Below are 19,506 nucleotides of genomic sequence, written 5' to 3' on the forward strand. Positions count from 1 at the left end.
CCCCTGGGCCCACTCCTCGGCCTTGGCCTGGGCCGCGTTGTCCTGGCGGAAGTCGCGATTGAAGTAGAAGTTACGCAGTTCCAGGCTGGCCTTGCTGTCCTTGATGAACTCGGCCTGGGCAGGGGAGGCGACGCCGATGGCGGTGCCGGTCAGCAGGAGCAGGGAGGAACAGAGACGGGTATGTCGGGACATGTTCTTTCTCTTGTTATTGTGGAGGCGGGTGAGCTGGCGGGCCTCTTGTTGGAGGGTCAGCACAGCCGCGCAACTATTCACGGGCGAGCTGCCCATTGAAATGCGCTGTTCTACCGACCGCGGGTGCGTAGAACTACCGAGCCGCTGCTCGGCAGCGCTTAGATGCGAGTGACCATGCAACTCAAATATAAGATCGTGACGCTCAGCGTCCTGCCCCTCATCGTGTCGGTGCTCTTCATCTGCGTCCTGGTTTTCGCCCAGAGCCGCAAGCTGGAAGAAGAACAGGCCAGGCTGGTGGAAAGCAGCATCATGGCTGCCAAGAAGGCCGAGCTGAAAAACTACCTGGAGCTGGCCCTGAGCCTGATCGCTCCGCTGTACCAGAGTGGCCGGGACGATGAAGAGGCCCGGCAACAGGCACTGCGTATGCTGTCACGGGCGAACTTCGGCATGGACGGTTACTTCTTCGTCTACGACCGCCACGGCAAGAACCTGATGCACCCCCGGCAGGCGAACCTGGTGGGCAAGGAACTCATCGGCATGAAGGACAAGAACGGCCTGCCGGTGATCCAGGCGTTGCTCGACAGTGCCGAGAATGGGGATGGCTACCAGCTCTACACCTGGGAGAAACCCTCCACCGGGCAGGTGACTGAAAAGCTCTCGTACGTGGTGATGCTGGACCGCTGGGGCTGGATGCTGGGCACCGGCATCTACATTGATGATGTCGAGGTGGCGACCCTCAAATCCCGCCAGGAAGTAGCTACGGGCGTACTGACTACGGTACTGGCGATTGCGTCTTTCTCGCTGATCGCCGTATTGGTGGTGTTCACCGGTGGCCTGATGCTGAACTTCACCGAACACCGCCTCGCCGACCGCAAGCTGTCGGCCCTCAACCAGCGCATCGTCCATCTTCAGGAAGAGGAGCGCTCGCGGGTGTCTCGTGAGTTGCACGACGGCATCAGCCAGCAGTTGGTATCCATCAAGTTCCAGTTCGAGCTGGCCAGCCTGGAACTGGAGAACGGACAGGGCAGGGGGCTGGAGAACCTGCGCGCGGGCACGACACGCCTGGGCGAGGCCATTGGCGAAATACGCCGAATCTCCCACGACCTGCGCCCGTCATTGCTGGACACTCTCGGCCTGTCGCCCGCCATCGACCAACTGGTGCGTGAATTCGAGCAGCGCACGGCGATCCGCACCCAATATGAACGCGGGCTGGACGACGCCAGCCTCGACATGGACGTTCGCGTCACACTGTTCCGCATCATCCAGGAGGCCTTGGGCAACATCGAGCGCCACTCGAAGGCCAGCGCCGCTATAATCTCGCTCTCCGCCAACCGGGACAGCATTGTCCTGCGGGTGGAGGATAACGGCGTGGGATTCGACCCCGGCGTGATGGATAAGAGCCAGGGAATTGGTTTGCGCAATATCAGGGAGCGGGTGGACCACCACCACGGCGCTTTCAGTCTTTCCTCGATCACCGGCCGCACGGAATTGCAGGTCGAGATTCCCCTGCAAAGAGCTTGACGGCTCTACCCAACCAGAGGCCGTGATGAGCTTTCCCCACCCCATCAGAATCGCGCTGATCGACGACCACGTGCTGGTGCGCGATGGCGTGAAATCCCTGCTATCGGCAATGCCGCACTTCGAGGTCGTGGCCCAGGCCGAGTCCGGCGCCGAAGCGCTGGAGCTGGTGGCCTCCACCGAGCTGGACCTGCTGCTGGTGGACGTCGGCCTCAAGGACATGAACGGCCTGGAACTGACACGCAAGCTGTGCAGCCTCTATCCAGGCATCAAGATCCTGATCCTCAGCATGTACGACAACCAGGAGTACGTGCGCACCTCCATCAACGCCGGCGCCTTTGGCTACGTGCTGAAGAACGCGCCCTCCACCGAGCTGATCGCTGCCATCGAGGCCATCGTCGCCGGCGGCAGCTTCTACAGCCCGGAAATCGCCCGCAAGCTGGCCACCAACATCCGCGACGAGAACGAGCTCACTCCCCGCGAGTTGCAGGTGCTGTCGATGATCGCCAAGGGACTGAACAACAAGGAAGTGGCGCGCGAGCTGGATATCAGCGTGCGCACCGTGGAAACCTACCGCCTCAGCATTCGCCGCAAGCTGAACATCGACACCCCCGCCGCACTGGTCAAGTACGCCCTTGAGCATGGGCTGATTTCCATCTGAACCTGATCCCGGCAACTTTCGGGCCGCGTTGATGGGTTTCGCGGGCTCTGCGTGCCGAAGCACGCAGTAGGATGGGTGGAGCCCGCGAAAACCATCGCTCTGTCATGGGATTGCAGCGCTGTAGGAAGGGCAGCCCAACTGCCGACTAGAACAGCACCATCTGCTTGTCGACCAGCGAGGCGAAGTCGTCCCCCACGAAGGGCAGGATGGCATCTGCAATGGGTTGCAGCTGGCGGGTGAGGTAGTGGTCGTAGTCGATGGCCGAGCGGCGCGTTTCCAGTGGCTCGGGACCATTCACGGTGATCAGGTAGCTGATCCAGCCACCGTTCTGGTACTGGCGCGGTCGGCCCTGGCGGTCGTTGAACTCGTCGGCCATGCGCGCGGCGCGAACGTGGGGCGGCACGTTGCGGGTGTAGTCGTCCAGTTGGCGGCGCAGCCGCTTGCGATAGACCAGTTGTTCATCCAATTCTCCGGCCAGGGTGCGTTGTACGTAGTCGCGCACGTAATCCTGGTAGGGCTGGCGATTGAAGATGCGCTGGTAGAGCTCCTGCTGGAATAGCTGGGCCAGGGGCGACCAGTCGGTGCGCACGGTTTCCAGGCCCTTGAAGACCATCTCGCGGCTGCCGTCCGGACGCGCCACCAGGCCGGCGTAGCGCTTCTTGCTGCCTTCTTCGGCGCCACGGATGGTGGGCATCAGGAAACGCTGGTAATGGGTTTCGAACTGCAGTTCCAAGGCGCATTCCAGGCCGTACTCCTGCATCAGGTGTTCGCGCCACCACTGGTTGACGTGTTGCACCAGGCTACGACCGATTCGCGTGGCCTCGTCTTCGCCATGGGGGCGCTTGAGCCAGACGAACGTAGAGTCGGTGTCGCCATAGATCACGCTGTAGCCCTGGGCTTCGATCAGCTCACGGGTGCGGCGCATGATCTCGTGACCACGCATGGTGATGGATGAGGCCAGGCGCGTATCGAAGAAGCGGCATCCGCTGGAGCCGAGCACGCCGTAGAAGGCGTTCATGATGATCTTCAGCGCCTGGGACAGCGGCTTGTTGCCGTGGCGCTTGGCGGCCTCGCGGCCTTGCCAGACCCGTTCCACGATGGCCGGCAGGCTGTGCCGGCTACGGGAAAAGCGGGCGCCGCGGAATCCCGGTACCGAATGCTCGTCGTCCGGCTGCTTGAGCCCCTCGATCAGGCCCACTGGGTCGATCAGGAAGCTGCGGATGATCGACGGGTAAAGGCTCTTGTAGTCCAGCACCAGTACCGACTCATAAAGGCCGGGACGCGAGTCCATGACAAAGCCACCGGGACTGGCCTCCGGTTTCTTCTCGCCGAGGTTGGGGGCGACGAAGCCCTGGCGGTGCATCAGCGGCAGGTAGAGGTGAGTGAAGGCCGCCACCGAGCCGCCACTGCGATCGGTGGCCAGACCGGTGACCGTGGCACGTTCCAGCAGGAAGTGGAGCAGTTCGGTCTTTTCGAAGATGCGAGTGACCAGCTCGCAGTCCTTGAGGTTGTAGCGCGCCAGGGCGGGCTTGTCCTCGGCGAACATGCGGTTGATCTCGTCCATGCGCTGATAGGGCGTGTCGATCGCCTTGCCTTCGCCGAGCAAGGTCTGGGCTACGTTTTCCAGGCTGAAGGACGGAAAGCTCCAGGTGGCCGAGCGCAGTGCCTCGATGCCGTCGATGATCAGCCGCCCGGTGGCTTCGGCGAAGTAGTGATTGTTACCGCTGCCATGCTCGCGCCAGCCCATGGGGTCGCCGTCGCGGCCCAGGCGCAGCGGTACCTTCAGCTGCTCGGCATGGGCTTGCAGCACCCGCAGGTCGAACTGCACCAGGTTCCAGCCGATGATGGCGTCCGGGTCATGCTTGGCGAGCCACTGGTTCAGCGCTTCCAGCAGCTCGGCGCGGCTGTCCCGGTAGTCGAGCTGGAAGTCGACGTCGCTGGCGTCGCCGTTGGCCGGGCCGAGCATGTAGACCTGCCGTTGGCCGCAGCCTTCCAGCGCGATGGAATAGAGTTCGCCGCGCTCGGTGGTTTCGATATCCAGTGACACCAGCTTGAGCTGTGGGCGATAGTCGGGAGTCGGTTTGAGCTGGGCATCCAGCAGCCGGCCACTGGCATCCGGGGTGCCGCCGAAGAGCACGGGCGCGGTGATGAAGCGCTCCATCAGGTAGCGCTCCGGCGGACGGATATCCGCTTCGAAGACATCCACGCCAGCTTTGCGCAAGGCCTTGTCCAGGCGCATCAGCTGGCGGTACTGCTTGCAGTAGAGGCCGAGCACCGGGCGGTGCTGGAAATCGCAGAGGGCAAGTGGGCGCAGTTCCACGTCTTGTTCGGCCCGCAGCAGGGGCTCAGCGCGCTCGCGCTGCTCGGCGGGTATGAAGGCCACCGAAGTCTGGACGGGCAGGCGAATCTGTCGCGGGCCGGCGTCGGTGGCCAGCCAGAATTCGACTTCCGTTCCCTCGGGCGTGTCCCGCCAATGCCGGGTCAGGACGAAGCCTTGCTGTAAATCCACGACTGAAACCTCGGAACCTTTTTTCACTGCGGGATTCTACTCGTCATCGTTCCGTCGCGTGCGGCGGACGAGGTGCTGCCCATGGTGTCTGATTGACATGAAGAGAATGAGCTAAGCCATTGAATTGACAGCATACGGTCTGTCTGAGCAAGACTATTTTATCTGGCCAGCAAGGGGGCTTTTCTTTATGCTCCGCGGCCATTTTCATCCGTCCGGGAGACGATCATGCTGGACAATACCCTCGTACAACTCGAACAGCTCGTTGGCGAGCTGCTGCAACAGAACCAGGCGATTGCCGACGACAACGCTCGCATCCGTGCCGAGCTGCGCAAGGTCCGCGAAGAGAATGACAGCCTGCAACTGGCCGCGATGGAGCAGGAAGAGAAGCACAGCGCCACCGCGGAGCGCCTGCAGGCGCTGGTTCGCCGCGTCAGTGAGAGCCGCGCCAGCGCATGAACAGAGATGGCATCCGCGTGCTGCGCATCCTCGGGCGCGAGTACAGCATCAAGGCGCCACCCGGTGAGGAGCAGGTGCTGCGGGATGCGGCTGCGATGCTGCAGGCGGAGATCGCCGCCAACAACAAGAAATTCCCCTACGTCACCGGCAGCGAGCTGGTGGTGCTTTCCGCGCTCAACCTTTGCGCGCGCCAGTTGAACGCCGGCGACAATCCCCAGGATGAAGCCGACGTTACCCAGCGCCTGGCCGTGCTCAATCGGCGCATTCGCGAGCAGTTGGACAACGCTGGCAATTGACCCAAGGGTGGAAATTCACAATGTGGATTTCCACCCACCGGGGGTCACTGGATGACGCGCAGGATATCGGCGCGGTTGATCTCGGTGCGGCCGTCTTCGTACCACGCCGGAATGGCGTCCTTGAGCAGTTCCTTGTCGCCATCCAGCTTGAACGGCTGGGTGTAGCGCTTCTTGCGGTAGGCGTAGATGTAGTAGGTGCCTTCGCGATAGAGGATGCGGTCGAAGGTGTAGAAGCCGATGTGCGAGCCGTTGCAGCGCGCGGTCAGCACCACATCGCCTTCCTCGTAGGGCAGGGCGCCCTCGGCGCATTCATAGGTGAAGAACTCGCGAACATCGTCCCAGGCCACGCCGTCGCTGCTGGACTTGAGGTGGTTGCGCGCCTCGTCTTCCGATTGCGGCGAGTGGTCGCTGTACCAGATGAACAGCGGGATGCTCTGGTTGATGTCGTCGCCCAGCCAGCCTTCGCTGTCCAGGTATTCGGCGGTGCGCGCCAGGCCGGCCTGCATGCGACGGTGGTTCTGCTTGTAGCTGTCCAGTGCATCTTCGAAGGCCTGTGAATGGCTGCAGGCCATCACGCCATCGATGGCCTTCAGTGCCTGGACTCGCGCCAGGTAGGCATCGTGCAGGGCCGCATCGGTGATCACGGTGCAGGTATCGCGCACCAGGCTGACGCCCACCTGGGTCAGGTTGGCGCTGCCGACTATCACCACATCCGGTTCGATCAGGTAGAGCTTCCAGTTCACGCTCGCCTGGTAACGGAAGTCCACCGACAGGGCCAGGTCAGGATTGGACTCGTTGAGGCAATGCTCGATGAAGTCGGGGGAAGTCAGCGAGTTGATGCTACCGACGATGATGTCCAGCTGGTTGCCGTTCTCAATCATCTGGTCGATCAAGGGCTCGGTGCCGCTGGCGAAGGCGGAAACTATCGTGATCTTCTTTCCGTTCAGTTCGCCCAGATAGGTTTCAAGGCTGTCTTCGTAATCCAGAATTTCCATACAGTCTCCAGCGACATCTACTCTGCAATTTCGTCATTTTCGCACAGGCGATGCCATAAGCCAGCGTCCGAATCGCTCTGCGGACCCGCTGCATGGCTCAGACGTCTGGCGTGCAGCCCGGAGCGCGAGGCTCCGGGGCTGGAATGCACGGGAAATGGGCGCTTCAATCGTTGCTTTCGGCAAACTCCCGCAGGGCTTCGCCGTCCAGGCGGTAGCGCACCCATTCGTCCTGGGGCAGGGCGCCGATGGCGCGATAGAAGTCGATGGCCGGTTGGTTCCAGTCCAGCACGCTCCATTCCAGGCGGCCGCAGTCGTTGGCGCGGGCTTCGCGGGCGATTTCCCGCAGCAGTCTGCGCCCGGCACCGATGCCGCGCTGCTCTGGAGTGATATAGAGGTCTTCCAGGTAGATTCCGTTGCGCCCTAGCCAGGTGGAGTAACTGTAGAAGTACACCGCGTAGCCGATTGGCCGGCCGTCCTGCAGGCACATCAGGGCGCGGGAGGGTGCGTTGTCGGCGAACAGTGTGCGGCGAATGTCTTCGACACTGGCGATGACCTCATGGCCGGCGCGCTCGTAGACCGCCAATTCGGTGATGAAGTCGAGAATCTGTTGCGCGTCTTCAGGCTGGGCGGGGCGGATCGAGAGGGGCACTGTGACTCTCCATGGGCAGTTGAGGCGGCCATGCTAGTGCCTTTGACGATCCGCGCGAAGCGTCTGCCGAATCGCTCGCTAAGCTTGAGGGAAGACCCGGCCTGCGGAGGGCGAGGGCGTGATAGTGCTGGCGAGCGTTCTCCTGGCCCTGTTGATGGGTTTTGCCGTGCAGCGCGGCGGCACCTGCTTGGTGGCCGCGCTGGAAGAGGTCGTGAACAAAGGCCGTTGGGCGCGCTTCCGGGCACTTCTGGAAACCTCGCTCTGGGTGCTTGGTGGCTTCGCACTGCTGCGCGCTTTCGATCTCCTGCCCATGGCGCCCATGGGCTATTCGTTGCACTGGCATGCTGCGCTGGGCGGGGCCTTGTTGGGTATCGGGGCCTTCATCAACGGAGGTTGCGCCTTTGGCGTGGTAGCGAGGATCGGCTCCGGGCAATGGGCCTGGTTGGCGACGCCACCGGGCTTTCTCGCCGGCTTCGCCCTGGCCGGAAGCAGCCAGGCAATCACGTGGGCCATGCCGGTGGCCATTCCGGACTGGCTGCAACACGTCCCCATCGGCCTGGTGCCGCTGATCATCGCGGCGCTGGTGGCACGCCTGGGCTGGCTGGCCTGGAACCGGCACAACGGTTCGGCGAATGCGTCCATCTGGTCGCCGCACCACGCCACCATCGTCCTCGGGGTTGCCTTCCTGCTGCTGTTCGTCTGCGTGGGCGCCTGGGCCTACACCGACATACTCGCCGAACTGGGCACCGGACGCTTCATGGAGCTGGGCCTACGCGGCGTGCTGCTGCCGGTGATGTTCGCCGGGGCGCTGCTGGGCGGCTGGACGGCGGGTCTTTGGGAGCATCGCTGGCCTACGCCGCGGGCGCTGCTGAAGTGTTTCTGTGGCGGGGTGCTGATGGGCCTTGGCGCCACCCTGGTGCCCGGTGGCAATGACAACCTGATCCTGTTCGGCATGCCGCTGCTCTGGCCGAATGCGTGGCTGGCCTTCGCCAGCATGTGCGTGGTGGTGGTGAGCTCGCTCTGGTTGGCGCGGCTGCAGAGCGGGCGTGCGTAGTGGAGTGGCGGATAGCCGATGCCATCGCCCGCGCCGGGCGGGCCCATTCCCGGATTGCATCCGGGCTACATTCGATAGCTTCCTCTCTTGGGGAGAGGGTTGTGGTGAGGGTTTGATATGAAAAAGCCCGGCGATTGAGGCCGGGCTTCTTCTTTCGACGGGTGCAGACTCAGGCGGCGTGATCGAACGCCTTGCCCTTGGCCTTGCGCTCCACCTGCTTGCGGCAGGCTTCGCCAAAGGCTTCGAAGATCTTCACCGAATCGGGGTTCTTCGCCGCCTGCCATTCCGGGTGCCACTGCACCGCGAAGAGGAAGGGCGACAAGTTCGGCGCGTGGATGGCTTCCACCAGGCCGTCTTCAGCGCGGGCGATCGCCTCGATGCCTTTGCCGAGGGTTTTCAGGCCCTGGCCGTGCAGCGAGTTGACGCGGATTTCATCAGTACCCAGTACCTTGTGCAGCCAGCTGTTCTGCTGAATGCGCACGCTGTGCGCCGGCGCGTACTGGACGTCCACCGGGTCTTCGGTGTTTTCGCGGTGGTCATTGAAGCCGGGCTCGGCGTAGACCTTCTGGTACATGTCGCCGCCCAGGGCGACGTTGATTTCCTGCATGCCACGGCAGATGCCGAAGATCGGCAGTCCGCGTGCGAGGGCAGCACGAATCAGGGGCAGGTCGAAGAGGTCGCGATCCTTGTCCTGGCCTTTCTCCGGGGTCAGGTTTTCCTGGCCGTAGAGCGCCGGGTCGATGTTGCTGCCGGCACCGGTGAGGTAAACGCCGTCAGCCATATCGAGGTACTGCTCGAGGTCTTCGGTGCCGCAGCAGGTGGGCACGAGGACAGGTACACATTCGGAGATTTCTACCAGCGGGACGATGTACTTGTGGGTCATCACCTGGTAGTCGTGACCCTTGCGTTCCTGGGCGCCCATGGACATCAGGACGACCGGTTTACGAGTGGTCCGTTTCTTATTGCCAATGTTGCTGTTGGACATATTTCACCTTGGGACAGGCTCAGCCTATCGTTGCTGTGCAGGCGCGCCAGTGAGGGTTAGCGCTACCTGAGATCCCGAGCACTGCCGGCTATCGGCGGGGCGATTTCCGGTCGAGACCTGCTATATAGCCTGCCAGAGCCGTTTAATATGTCAAACGATACCGACGGAAAGCGTAAAAAATAATGGCCGATTTTTATCGATTTTTAACGCTTAAGTTATTGATTTATAATGATTATGTTGCCTGTAAGAAAATATTTTTCGGTTCAGCATCCAGAACGAGTGTTCAGAATGCTGGACTTTACGCCGGGTGGGGAAGTCCCGTCCCAGGCTCTGTACGAAAAGTGCCTGCGCATCGGTGATGCTGCGTTGAAATCGGCCTCGAGCGCGAGTCCGATCAGAATGCTCATTTACAGCGCGTAAACTGCGCTTCTTCGGCCGATTGATTCGCTGGCGCTCACCCTTCGGGCCAGCCCTTGGCTGCTACTCCTGATGGTCGTTTCGACTTGCCTGACTTTCGCTCGACGACTTTTCGTACAAAACCTAGAGCGTCGTCGCCTTGCCTTGGCGGTCCAGCTCAAACACCTTGTTGCGCATCAGCCGCTCCCTGAGCCAGCGCTTGGCCTTGCCGCGCCCCTGCCGGCGCGGCCAGAGCGGGTCCACGCCCACCAGCCAGTCTGTGTGCGGATAGGCCTCCAGTTGCAGTTCCACCAGGTCGCCGTTGGCCAGGTCCCGATGGATCAACTGGCGTGGCAGGGTCGCCCAGCCGACGCCCCCGCGCACCATCTCCAGCAGCGCCATATAGCTCTCCGCTTGCCATAGTCGGGTTGCGCGCAGGTATTCGCTGCTGGGCAGCTTGCTGGCATGCGCGCTGAAGGCCAGGCGGCGATGGGCATGAAGGTCGGCGAAGCGGACCTGGGGGAGCTGCGCCAACGGATGCCTGGGGTGGGTGACGTGAACCATGATCAGCTTGCCCAACTGCCGGAGCTCCAGTTCTCGTGGGTATTCCGGTTGGGAAAAAGCGATGCCCATCTCCACTTCCCCCTTCTGCACCATGCCAGCTACATCGCCGTGTACCGGGTGGCGGACGTTCAGGTCCACATAAGGAAAGGTCTGCTCGAACTCGCAGAGCACCGGCATTACGGTGTTGTAGGGCACCTCGATGGCCTGGGTCAGGCTGGGCTCGGTTTCCTCCGTCAGGCTGTCGGCATGACCTTCCAGCGCCAGACAGCGCTCCAGAACGGCCTCGGCTTTCAACAGCAGCTTCTGGCCCGCGGCAGAGCACCTGGCGCTCCATTGCCGTCCTTCGTAGGGCGTGTTTGAGCGGCGCGAAGCCCAACGTTGAGTGGCTCTGACCGATCACCGACGTTGGGCCGCGCTGCGCTTGGCGCCAACCGACAGGAACCGGCTCTCTTACCTTGTGCAAACCATTTCCCACAGGGGCTGTCTTTCATGCCATGTTTCCCCGGCATGAACCGCAAGGCAGCCCCTTCATGAGCAAGCTCGTCACACGATTCGTCATCATTGCCACGCTTTTGACCCTGGCCGCGTGCGGCACCCGGGGACCGGAGGAACAGGTACTGCGGCCTGCTGAAGTGCGCGCCAAGGTGGTCAGGTTGATGCCGTCCAGCGTGGCGGATCGTCAGGGTTGGGCCGCCGATATCCAGACCGCCTTCGCCGCCCAGGACATCCCTCCCACTAACAGCAACCTGTGCGCCGTACTGGCAGTCACCGAGCAGGAATCCACCTACCAGGTCGACCCGCAGGTACCAGGGCTGGCGAAGATCGCCCGGCAGGAAATCCAGCGCCGCGCCAGCCGCGTGCATGTGCCGGCGGTCCTGGTGAGTTCGGCGTTGAAACTCGACTCACCCAATGGCAAGACCTATGAGCAGCGTCTCAGCCGTGTGCGCACGGAAAAGGAACTGAGTGTGATTTTCGACGACTTCATCGGCATGGTGCCCCTGGGTCAGAAGCTGTTCGGCAACTTCAACCCCGTGCATACCGGCGGCCCGATGCAGGTGAGCATCGCCTTTGCCGAAGCCAATGCGCAGGGCTATCCCTATCCGGTCACGGGCTCCATCCGCCAGGAGGTGTTCACCCGGCGCGGCGGTATGTACTTCGGTATCGCCCACCTGCTGGGCTATCCGACCCACTACCCGAAGCCGCTGTACCGCTTCGCCGACTTCAACGCCGGCTGGTACGCCAGCCGCAATGCGGCCTTCCAGAATGCCGTGAGCCTCGCCTCGGGAATGCCCCTGGCACTGGACGGCGACCTCGTCATCCACGGCTCGAGCAAGGCTGGCTCCACCGAACTGGCGGTGCGCGCCTTGCGGAAGTCGCTGGACCTCAGCGACTCCGCGATTCGCCGCGCGCTGCTCAAGGGCGACAGCCTGGCGTTCGAGGAAACCGACCTTTATGAGCGGGTCTTCGCCCTGGCTGACAAGGTGGAACGACGCAAGCTGCCGCGAGAAGTGATGCCGGGCATCGACCTGAAGAGCCCGAAGATCACCCGCAAGCTCACCACCGAGTGGTTCGCCAAACGGGTGGATGAGCGCTATCAACGTTGCATGAAGCGCGCCTCGGGGACGTGAGGCCGCGCTCTAGCGCCAGGCGCATGGGGGGCCGAGCGGCACCGGCGCTGAGTACATAGACGATTCGGGTTGGGAATGCCGCCGGTAGTTCCCGCTTTTGGCCGTCGAGTGCGCGTGGCTCAGTACTTGATATCCCGAGCTCTCTCCCGCCCTTGCTGTTTGGTCTGCCGCTTATCCTGCCTGCACTGGGGGTTGCTCTGCTGGTCGGCTGCGCGGCAGTCCTGCTTTATCTGTCGCGCATCCTGACGGGTTTCCTGCCGGACATCTCGCGCGGCACGACGTTGTTGACCCTGCTCTGTAGCCCAGGATGTTCCTGCCACGGTCACCAGGAATATCGCGGCTACCAAGGCAGGTAGGCGAAGAATAGGCATGAGATGACCTCCAGTAGCCGAGGTGGCTGAACCACAAGTACAGCTGATTTCCCATTCGCTTGCCGCTGGGCCGAGAAACGGAGCGTGAAAGCGGGCGTCCCGCCTCAACGCTCCATCACATAGGTTCCGGGCGCAGGGCAGAGGGGAGGGTACTTGCGTGACCCCAGCTTCTTCGGCGCTGGCAGGCTGTCGCCTGAGCGTTGTTGAATCCACTCCCGCCAATGGGGCCACCAACTGTCTTGCTGGCGCTCGCCGGCATTCTGCAGCCAGGTTTCCGGATCGTCGGCAGCAGCAGGCGCCGCATAGAAGAACGACTTGGGATTGCCCGGCGGGTTGACCAGGCTCTGCAGGTGGCCGGCGTTGGACAGTACGTAGGTGGCGTCCGCGCCGAACAGGCGGGCCGTGCCGTAGCAGCCCTGCCAGGGCGTGATGTGGTCGGTGGTGCCGCCAATCACATAGGCGCCGACCTTCACTTGGGTCATGTCGATCGATTCGCCGGCAATTTCCAGGGTGCCCGGGTTGCTGTAGGGGTTGAGTTGCACCAGGTCGAGGTAGTCCGCGTGCAACTGTGCAGGTAGCCGCGTGGTGTCGTTGTTCCAGGCGAGGATGTCGAAGGCCGGCGGCTTGTTGCCCAGCAGGTAGTTGTTGACCCAATAGTTCCAGATCAGGTCGTTGGGGCGCATCCAGGCGAACATGCGCGCCATGTCCTGGCCGCTCAGCACACCCTTGCGCCGCGAGCTGGCCTTGGCCGCGCGCAGGGTGGCCGGGGTGGTGAAGAGGCCGAGCGTGGTGTCGTCCAGTGCCGATGGCATGTCGAGCACACACACGGCCCAACTGGTGTTGGCCACCTTGTGGCCTTCGCCCCGGGCCGCCAGCCAGCCCAGGTAGGCCGCCAGGGTGATGCCGCCGGAGCAGGAGCCCCACATGTTCACGTCCGCGCTGCCGGTTACTTTGCGCGCCACATCCACGGCCTGGTCGAGGCACAGGGCGTAGTCGGACAGGCCCCAATCGCGGTGTTCGCTGGTGGGGTTGCGCCAGCTGATGACGAACAGGTTCACGCCGCTGTCCTGGATCCACTTGATCAGGCTCTTTTCCGGCGCCAGGTCGATGGCGTAGTACTTGTTGATCTGCGGCGGCGACATCACCAATGGCCGCGCGTAGGTGTTCGCGGTGGTCGGTGCGAACTGCAGCAGCTCGAACATCTCGTTGCGGAACACCACCTCACCTTTGGCTGTGGCGATGTTCTCTCCCACCTTGAATGGCGTGCTGTCGACCTGTGCCGGGAGTCCCCGGTTGTTCAGCAGGTCCTGGGTGAACTGTCGAACGCCCTTGGCCAGGCTCATGCCTCCCGTATCGACCAACTTGCGCAGGGCCGCGGGATTGGTCAGGGGCGAATTGCTTGGCGACAGGGCATCGGCCAGCAGCGTCGCGACGAACTGGGCCCGACTTTTCTCCATGGGAGCAAGATCGGTTGATTCGATGAAGCGAGTGAACTCGCTCTGGCCGGCCAGATAGCTTTGCAGCAGGGCACGCAAGAGGAAATTGGATTGCCAGGCCGGATCGGCGAAGCGCTTGTCCCTGGGGTCTGGCGCAATGCCCGACGTACCCCCGACGATGGCGCGCAGCTCCTTCAAGTAACCCCCGAGGTGGTAGCCGGCCTTGAGCGGCGATTTTCCCAGGGCCTTGAGCAGGTAGCTGGTAGAGCTGGCCAGATCGGCTGCGCGCACGCTGACCAGCGGGTTGCCTGCCAGAGTCTGGCTCGCTGCCGTGCCGATCAGTTCGTGCTGCTCGGCGTTCTGCGGGAGGTCGGCGTCCTTGCGGGTGCGGCGGGTTCGGCCTGCTGCGGGAAGTCGCTTGGCGGTTGTTGCGGTCTGGCTCGTTCGAGGGGATTTGCTCATTACGACTCTCGTGTTCCCGGGCAAGGAGCCCTGCTTGCGTTGAAGAGCATCGACTCTAGGCGGCGCGCCGACCGGAAGCCTTGCATCGCACGACAGCGGTTTTTCATTTCATGACAGTGCCTGCGCTGAGCGACAGGGGGTCAGGTGCGGAGCCGTCTCGATCGAGTAACGGAGTTGCGATTACGTTTCTCATTGGTATTGGCGCAACGGGAGCAGGGCGCCGTTTACCCTGTTGAATTTGGGATTTGTAAGTCGATAAGTGCAGGGAGTGTGCATTTGTAAAGTGCATGAATCAGTTGCTAGCCCATTGTCCGGCTAGTTCGGGGGATGGAGGTCGTTTGAGTTTTTTAAATACCGATCGTCCGAAATGGAAGCATCATTTGATTGAGGCTGCTTGTTGGGTTTGTCGATTAAATTTGATCTGGGTCAAATTTTTTGAAGAAATAGTCCGCTATTTGCCGTGTATTTGGATTTGATATTTTTTGTGGGGATAAGCCGGCTTTTCTAAGTGTGGTCTGATTATTATCCGTTCGTCATTTTTTGCAGGGCATTTCGGTCGTTCGGGTTCTGCTGTTTTATAGTGCTGGGTCAGGAATATATCGATCGCTGGTGCGGGCGGCGCTCCTATTGGATCTGGCTTTCTGGCTGACGTCGGAGGGCAGTCTGGTATTGCCCTCAAAAAGCGAGAGGGATCTTTTGTTGGTCGCGGTATCATGTTTCGCGGGTTGGTCTTTAGTTTCGAGTATTGCGTCTCGTTGATGTTTGGTAAGGTTTTGTTCAGGTTCGGATGTTTTCCATTTTTTGATCTTCATCAACGTGTTTATTTGAGTTGAGGTTGAAATGGTTCTGCGAGCAGGTTGGATGCGCGGCTGTGATGACCTGATAATTTTTGTCTGATGTGTCCGCGCCGAATCTTGTTTGTTGGCTTGGTTGTTTCAGGTCGAGTTGATTGTTAATTGAAAGGCGTATGGGGATAGATTGTCGACTAACTAATTAATAAGCAAGTCGGAGGTTTTGATGTCCATTAAAAAATGTTTGCTGGCCCTGGCGATTGGTGGAGTGCTGTCGGCATCCACTGTTCTTATTCCTGACTACATCTCCAGTGATTCCAGCGCTGTCGCGAGTGAGAAAGGTGGGCACGGCGGCAAGGGCGATCACGGTGGAAAAGGCGATCACGGTGGAAAAGGTGATCACGGTGGAAAAGGCGATCACGGTGGAAAAGGCGATCACGGTGGAAAAGGTGATCACGGTGGACGCGGCGATCATGGCGGAAAAGGTGATCACGGTGGACGCGGTGATCATGGCGAAAAAGGCGATCACGGTGGACGCGGTGATCATGGCGGAAAAGGTGGTTATGGCGGTGGGCGTGGGTAGTGACCTCATGGCCTGAAGGCGCTTCCCCAGAACCATGGAGGTGAGGGGAAGCGCTTGCGGGCCAGGATCAGCGCTTGTCAAAGCAAAAGGCCCGAATTCGTTCGGGCCTCGTGCTGCTTATCTTCAGGAAAGGAAACGGCGCGTTCAGCCGCGCCGCGTCAACACCTCGACCGCACCCTGCACCTTGTTGGTGTACCAGATCACCCGGCTCACGCCCCGCGTAATGGCCACATAGGCCAGGCGTAGGCTCTCGTCCTGCATGGCCTGGTCGTAGCTGTTGCGGAAGAAGCCGGAGTAGGCGTACAGCGCATTGCGCAGCGGGTGTTTTTCCGGAAGCATGCAGTCGTCGACGATGATTGCCACCTCGGCCTGCAACCCCTTGGCCCGGTGAATGCTGTAGGCCCTCACTGGCAGCGTCGAATCCAGTTGCGCCTGGATTTGCCGCAGCGGTTCATTGCGCCGGCTCAGCACCAGCACGGCATTGCGGTCGGCACTGGCGCGGCTGGCCACATGGGCGCACTGCGCCTGGATCTCCTTCACCAGTTCCGGCAAGCGCGCCTTGAGGTCGAAGCGGGTCACCAGCTTCACCCCATGGTCGCCCGGTTGCATGGCCTTGAACGCCTTGCTCGCTTTGGTTTGCTTGAAGGCCACGCCGTCCAGCACCGCCTCGCCGTCACGTAGCACTGGCTCGATGGAGCGGTAGTTGGTTTCCAGCATCAGCACGGTGCTTTTCTTCGTCTTGCCCCTGCTGGGGAAGTGTTTGTCGAAGTCCATGAACAGCTCCGGCGAGCTGCCGCGCCAGCCGTAGATGGACTGCCAGTCGTCGCCGATGGCCATCAGGCTGACCGCCTCGCCGCGGCGTGCCAGGCTGCGATGCAAGGCCTGCAGCCACTGGACGATCTGCGGCGAGATGTCCTGGAACTCGTCGATCAGCAAATGGCAGAAGGGCATCAGGGCCTCGCTGGGCACGCTGTCGCCTTTGGCCAGGACTTCACCCAGGCGCTGGAAAGCGGCGTTGAAGGTCATCAGCCCCTGTTCCCTGAGCAGCTCGTCGAAGTACTTCCAGAATTGCACCTGGGCTTCGACGAAGGTGCGCTCACGTGGGGAGCAGGTGAGCTCGCGTGGTTTCAGCTGGTCGAGGCGTATGCCGATGCTCTCCATGAACCCGGCCTGCGCATAGAAGGCTTCGAACAGCGTTAGCGGGGTGAACTCGCCGGCCAGTTTGAAGCCATCCAGCGGTGCCTTGGGAATTCGCGGCGGCTGGCCTTCGGCGGGGGCGGGCAGGGGCGGCAGGTCCAGCAGGCTGTGTACCCGCTCGCGGAAGGTGGCGTCCGCCGTGTAGCACGCCTGATAGGCCTGTTGCAGCAGGCGCTGCTGGGCGGGGCGCAGGCGACCGGCGAGCAGCGGGTTGTCCAGCTCGCCCGCCGTGGCTTCATCCAATTGCTCAAACCAGCGCGGGTTACCCAGCAGCTCCTTGGCCAGGGTGCCCATGGCGGAGTGAAACGTGCGCACGCACTGGCGCGCCTGGGGCGCGTCGAAGGGGAATTGCCAGAAGGCCAGGACCTTGAGCAATTGCTCGCGCAACTGGGCGCAGGAGGCATTGGTAAATGAAATGACGGTCAGCTTCTCCGGTGCCACGCCCATATGGCAAAGCATGAACACCAGCCGCAGTACCAGGGTGGTGGACTTGCCGGAACCCGCGCCGGCGAAGATGCGGGTGAGCGGGGCGCGGCCGAGGATCATCGCCCATTGCTCGTCGGAGGGCGCGCTCACCACGCCGGCGGCCACCGCCTGGGCAACCCGTGCGCGCATGGCCTCTGCCTGCGCATCCGTCACCTTCATTCTGGCGCCGCTGTAGATACCGTCGTCATTGGCTGGGCGCGGTTTGGCGGGGCCGTCGCCAGCGGCAGTCTTGCGGGTGCCACCGGCCTTGGCTTTAGCGGCGGTGGCGGGTTTCTTGGCCCGGGGTTTGGGTTTTCTGAGCTGGGCGGCCGCTTCGTTCTCGGCGCGCAGGTATTCAGTGGTTCGTGGGAAGTAACGCGCCAAGGCCCCCGACAGCAGCGACTTGTAGCGTTTCACAGCAGACAGCATGGGTTGATCCCTGTAACCACGACAAAGCGCGGAATCATAAGCGCTTTTGCGCGAAGACTGGATGATGGCGGATTGGTGTCAGCCAGGCCGGGGCGGCAGGGACTCTTGCACAGGGGACGGCTCGTCCCTGTCAAATTCGCTCACCCAGGTTGATGCCTTTCGACATTGCCGTCACCGGCCCCCGGCGCGACCATCCCGGCACTCCAACAAAAACAACCTGGGAGGCCATCCGATGCGCGATTACTTCACCGCTGCCCGCGAATTCGATTACGCCAGCGCCGCTTCCACCGCTCTGGCCGGGGAGCTCGACGCGCTCAACGCCTGTGTCGAATGCTGCGATCGCCATGCCGATTCGGGGCGCGTCGCCCTGGTCTGGGAGGGGCGCAACGGTGAACGGGCCACCTGGACCTTTGCCCAGCTCAAGGAAGCCGCCGCGCGCTTCGCTAATTGCCTGCAGGCCCGTGGCGTGCGCCCCGGGGACTGCGTTTCGGGCTTGTTGCCGCGTACCCCGGAGCTCCTGATCACCATTCTCGGTACCTGGCGTGCCGGTGCCGTCTACCAGCCCCTTTTCACCGCCTTCGGGCCCAAGGCCATCGAGCACCGCGTCCAGGGTGCCGGCTCGAAGCTGGTGGTGACTGACCTGACCAACCGTTCCAAGCTGGACGAGGTAGAGGGTGCACCGCTGGTATTGACCGTCGGCGAGGACTTCTGGCGCGAGCTGGAGCGTCAGCCGGACAGCTTCGAGCCGGTACTGCGCAAGGCGTCCGATCCCTTCCTGCTGATGTTCACCTCGGGCACCACCGGCCTGGCAAAGCCGCTGTCCGTGCCGCTCAAGGCCATCGTCGCCTTCGTCAGCTACATGCGTGACGCGGTGGACCTGCGGCCTGAGGATCGATTCTGGAACCTTGCCGATCCGGGCTGGGCCTACGGCCTCTACTATGCGGTGACCGGTCCGCTCGCCATGGGCCATGCCACCACCTTCTACGAAGGCGGGTTCACCGTTGAAAGCACCTGCCGCATCATCCGCGAGTACGGCATCACCAACCTGGCCGGCTCGCCTACCGCCTACCGCCTGCTGCTGGCTGCACGCGACGAGGTAGAGGGCGCCATCAAGGGCAGCCTGCGCGCCGTCAGCAGTGCCGGCGAGCCCCTCACGCCAGAGGTGATCCGCTGGTTCGCCGAAGGCCTGGGTTGCACCATCCATGACCACTATGGGCAGACCGAACTGGGCATGGTGCTGTGCAACCACCATGCGCTGGAGCACCCGGTGCGCCTGGGGGCAGCCGGCTTCGCCATGCCCGGTCACCGCGTGGTGGTGCTGGACGAGCAGCACCGCGAGCTGCCCTGCGGCCAGCCCGGCATCCTCGCCCTGGACATGCCGCGCTCGCCGCTGTTCTGGTTCCCCGGCTATCAGGGCATGGCCACCAAGGCGTTCGTCGGTGACTACTATCTGAGTGGTGACACCGTGGAGCTGAACGAGGACGGCAGCATCAGCTTCGTCGGCCGTTCCGACGACGTGATCACCACGTCCGGCTATCGGGTCGGCCCCTTCGATGTGGAGAGCGCGTTGATCGAGCATCCGGCGGTGATCGAAGCTGCGGTGATCGGCAAGCCCGACCCGGAGCGCACCGAACTGGTCAAGGCCTTCGTCGTGCTGCACGCCGGCCACGCTGCCGACGCCGCCCTGGCCGAGGCGCTGCAGCAATACGTGCGCAAGCGCCTGTCCGCCCATTCCTATCCGCGCGAAATCGAATTCGTCGCGGAATTGCCCAAGACCCCGAGCGGCAAGATCCAGCGCTTCCTCCTGCGAAACCAGGAGATCGCCAAGGCCCAAGCGGCCGCCGCTCACTGATCCGAAGGAGTCGTAAA

At 62.4% G+C, this 19,506-nt stretch carries 16 protein-coding genes; 8 read left to right on the forward strand and 8 right to left on the reverse strand.

Annotated features, from left to right (window positions below):
* On the reverse strand, positions 1-192 hold a 192-nt coding region (locus tag AAHM40_RS13565; RefSeq protein WP_342245113.1), incomplete at its 3' end, for an OprD family outer membrane porin.
* A 174-nt stretch (positions 193-366) separates the two neighbouring features.
* Between AAHM40_RS13565 and AAHM40_RS13570 the strand changes: the two genes are divergently transcribed.
* Together AAHM40_RS13570 and AAHM40_RS13575 are read left to right on the forward strand one after the other, a co-directional pair.
* A complete protein-coding gene (locus AAHM40_RS13570; protein WP_342245114.1) occupies positions 367-1,713 on the forward strand; it encodes a cache domain-containing protein in 1,347 nt (448 codons plus the stop codon).
* 25 nt (positions 1,714-1,738) lie between these two features.
* Positions 1,739-2,371 carry a response regulator transcription factor gene (locus AAHM40_RS13575; RefSeq protein WP_342245115.1) on the forward strand — a complete coding sequence of 211 codons (633 nt, stop codon included), beginning with the start codon at positions 1,739-1,741 and terminating at the stop codon, positions 2,369-2,371.
* A gap of 145 nt (positions 2,372-2,516) precedes the next feature.
* On the opposite strand, the gene AAHM40_RS13580 is transcribed toward AAHM40_RS13575, so the two are convergent.
* Entirely contained in the window at positions 2,517-4,880 is a 2,364-nt protein-coding gene (locus AAHM40_RS13580) for a DNA polymerase II (protein ID WP_342245116.1), read from the reverse strand.
* A 225-nt stretch (positions 4,881-5,105) separates the two neighbouring features.
* Here AAHM40_RS13580 and AAHM40_RS13585 point away from each other — a divergent pair, with 225 nt between their 5' ends.
* Together AAHM40_RS13585 and AAHM40_RS13590 are read left to right on the forward strand one after the other, a co-directional pair.
* A complete protein-coding gene (locus AAHM40_RS13585) occupies positions 5,106-5,336 on the forward strand; it encodes a hypothetical protein (protein ID WP_028630484.1) in 231 nt (76 codons plus the stop codon).
* The gene (locus tag AAHM40_RS13590) at positions 5,333-5,632 is read left to right on the forward strand and encodes a cell division protein ZapA (protein ID WP_028630485.1); all 300 of its coding nucleotides are present in this window, start codon (positions 5,333-5,335) and stop codon (positions 5,630-5,632) included. Before AAHM40_RS13585 ends, AAHM40_RS13590 begins: the two co-directional genes overlap by 4 nt.
* A gap of 44 nt (positions 5,633-5,676) precedes the next feature.
* Here AAHM40_RS13590 and AAHM40_RS13595 read toward each other — a convergent pair whose 3' ends face one another.
* Positions 5,677-6,627, reverse strand: coding sequence for a phospholipase D family protein (locus AAHM40_RS13595; RefSeq protein ID WP_342245117.1), 951 nt, complete (start codon positions 6,625-6,627; stop codon positions 5,677-5,679).
* A gap of 163 nt (positions 6,628-6,790) precedes the next feature.
* On the reverse strand, positions 6,791-7,276 hold the full coding sequence (locus AAHM40_RS13600) for a GNAT family N-acetyltransferase (protein WP_342245118.1): 486 nt from the start codon (positions 7,274-7,276) through the stop codon (positions 6,791-6,793).
* Between the two features lie 118 nt (positions 7,277-7,394).
* On the opposite strand from AAHM40_RS13600, the gene AAHM40_RS13605 reads away from it, so the two are divergent.
* Complete coding sequence (locus AAHM40_RS13605) at positions 7,395-8,330, forward strand: YeeE/YedE thiosulfate transporter family protein (protein ID WP_342245119.1); 936 nt, start codon at positions 7,395-7,397, stop codon at positions 8,328-8,330.
* Positions 8,331-8,499: 169 nt separating this feature from the next.
* On the opposite strand, the gene AAHM40_RS13610 is transcribed toward AAHM40_RS13605, so the two are convergent.
* Positions 8,500-9,315, reverse strand: coding sequence for a gamma-glutamyl-gamma-aminobutyrate hydrolase family protein (locus AAHM40_RS13610; RefSeq protein WP_342245120.1), 816 nt, complete (start codon positions 9,313-9,315; stop codon positions 8,500-8,502).
* Between the two features lie 540 nt (positions 9,316-9,855).
* Entirely contained in the window at positions 9,856-10,569 is a 714-nt protein-coding gene (locus AAHM40_RS13615; protein ID WP_342245121.1) for a substrate-binding domain-containing protein, read from the reverse strand.
* 236 nt (positions 10,570-10,805) lie between these two features.
* On the opposite strand from AAHM40_RS13615, the gene AAHM40_RS13620 reads away from it, so the two are divergent.
* On the forward strand, positions 10,806-11,903 hold the full coding sequence (locus AAHM40_RS13620) for a DUF1615 domain-containing protein (RefSeq protein WP_342245122.1): 1,098 nt from the start codon (positions 10,806-10,808) through the stop codon (positions 11,901-11,903).
* 475 nt (positions 11,904-12,378) lie between these two features.
* Here the strand turns inward: AAHM40_RS13620 and AAHM40_RS13625 are convergent, their stop codons facing one another.
* Entirely contained in the window at positions 12,379-14,172 is a 1,794-nt protein-coding gene (locus tag AAHM40_RS13625; protein ID WP_342245123.1) for an alpha/beta fold hydrolase, read from the reverse strand.
* 1,132 nt (positions 14,173-15,304) lie between these two features.
* Here AAHM40_RS13625 and AAHM40_RS13630 point away from each other — a divergent pair.
* Positions 15,305-15,562 (forward strand): hypothetical protein, encoded by a 258-nt coding sequence (locus tag AAHM40_RS13630; RefSeq protein ID WP_342245124.1) that lies wholly within the window; start codon positions 15,305-15,307, stop codon positions 15,560-15,562.
* A gap of 128 nt (positions 15,563-15,690) precedes the next feature.
* On the opposite strand, the gene AAHM40_RS13635 is transcribed toward AAHM40_RS13630, so the two are convergent.
* The gene (locus AAHM40_RS13635; RefSeq protein ID WP_342245125.1) at positions 15,691-17,637 is read right to left on the reverse strand and encodes a DEAD/DEAH box helicase; all 1,947 of its coding nucleotides are present in this window, start codon (positions 17,635-17,637) and stop codon (positions 15,691-15,693) included.
* Between the two features lie 232 nt (positions 17,638-17,869).
* Between AAHM40_RS13635 and AAHM40_RS13640 the strand changes: the two genes are divergently transcribed.
* A complete protein-coding gene (locus AAHM40_RS13640; RefSeq protein ID WP_342245126.1) occupies positions 17,870-19,489 on the forward strand; it encodes an acyl-CoA synthetase in 1,620 nt (539 codons plus the stop codon).
* Positions 19,490-19,506 lie beyond the last annotated feature (17 nt).

The sequence above is a fragment of the Pseudomonas sp. OTU5201 genome, from assembly GCF_038440135.1.
Lineage (GTDB): Bacteria > Pseudomonadota > Gammaproteobacteria > Pseudomonadales > Pseudomonadaceae > Metapseudomonas > Metapseudomonas resinovorans.

Coding starts and splice junctions, on each gene's coding strand:
- AAHM40_RS13625 (WP_342245123.1), bottom strand. CDS start 14,172: ATGAGCAAATCCCCTCGAACGAGCCAGACCGCAACAACCGCCAAGCGA.
- AAHM40_RS13640 (WP_342245126.1), top strand. CDS start 17,870: ATGCGCGATTACTTCACCGCTGCCCGCGAATTCGATTACGCCAGCGCC.
- AAHM40_RS13635 (WP_342245125.1), bottom strand. CDS start 17,637: ATGCTGTCTGCTGTGAAACGCTACAAGTCGCTGCTGTCGGGGGCCTTG.
- AAHM40_RS13610 (WP_342245120.1), bottom strand. CDS start 9,315: ATGTCCAACAGCAACATTGGCAATAAGAAACGGACCACTCGTAAACCG.
- AAHM40_RS13575 (WP_342245115.1), top strand. CDS start 1,739: ATGAGCTTTCCCCACCCCATCAGAATCGCGCTGATCGACGACCACGTG.
- AAHM40_RS13590 (WP_028630485.1), top strand. CDS start 5,333: ATGAACAGAGATGGCATCCGCGTGCTGCGCATCCTCGGGCGCGAGTAC.
- AAHM40_RS13620 (WP_342245122.1), top strand. CDS start 10,806: ATGAGCAAGCTCGTCACACGATTCGTCATCATTGCCACGCTTTTGACC.
- AAHM40_RS13595 (WP_342245117.1), bottom strand. CDS start 6,627: ATGGAAATTCTGGATTACGAAGACAGCCTTGAAACCTATCTGGGCGAA.
- AAHM40_RS13585 (WP_028630484.1), top strand. CDS start 5,106: ATGCTGGACAATACCCTCGTACAACTCGAACAGCTCGTTGGCGAGCTG.
- AAHM40_RS13570 (WP_342245114.1), top strand. CDS start 367: ATGCAACTCAAATATAAGATCGTGACGCTCAGCGTCCTGCCCCTCATC.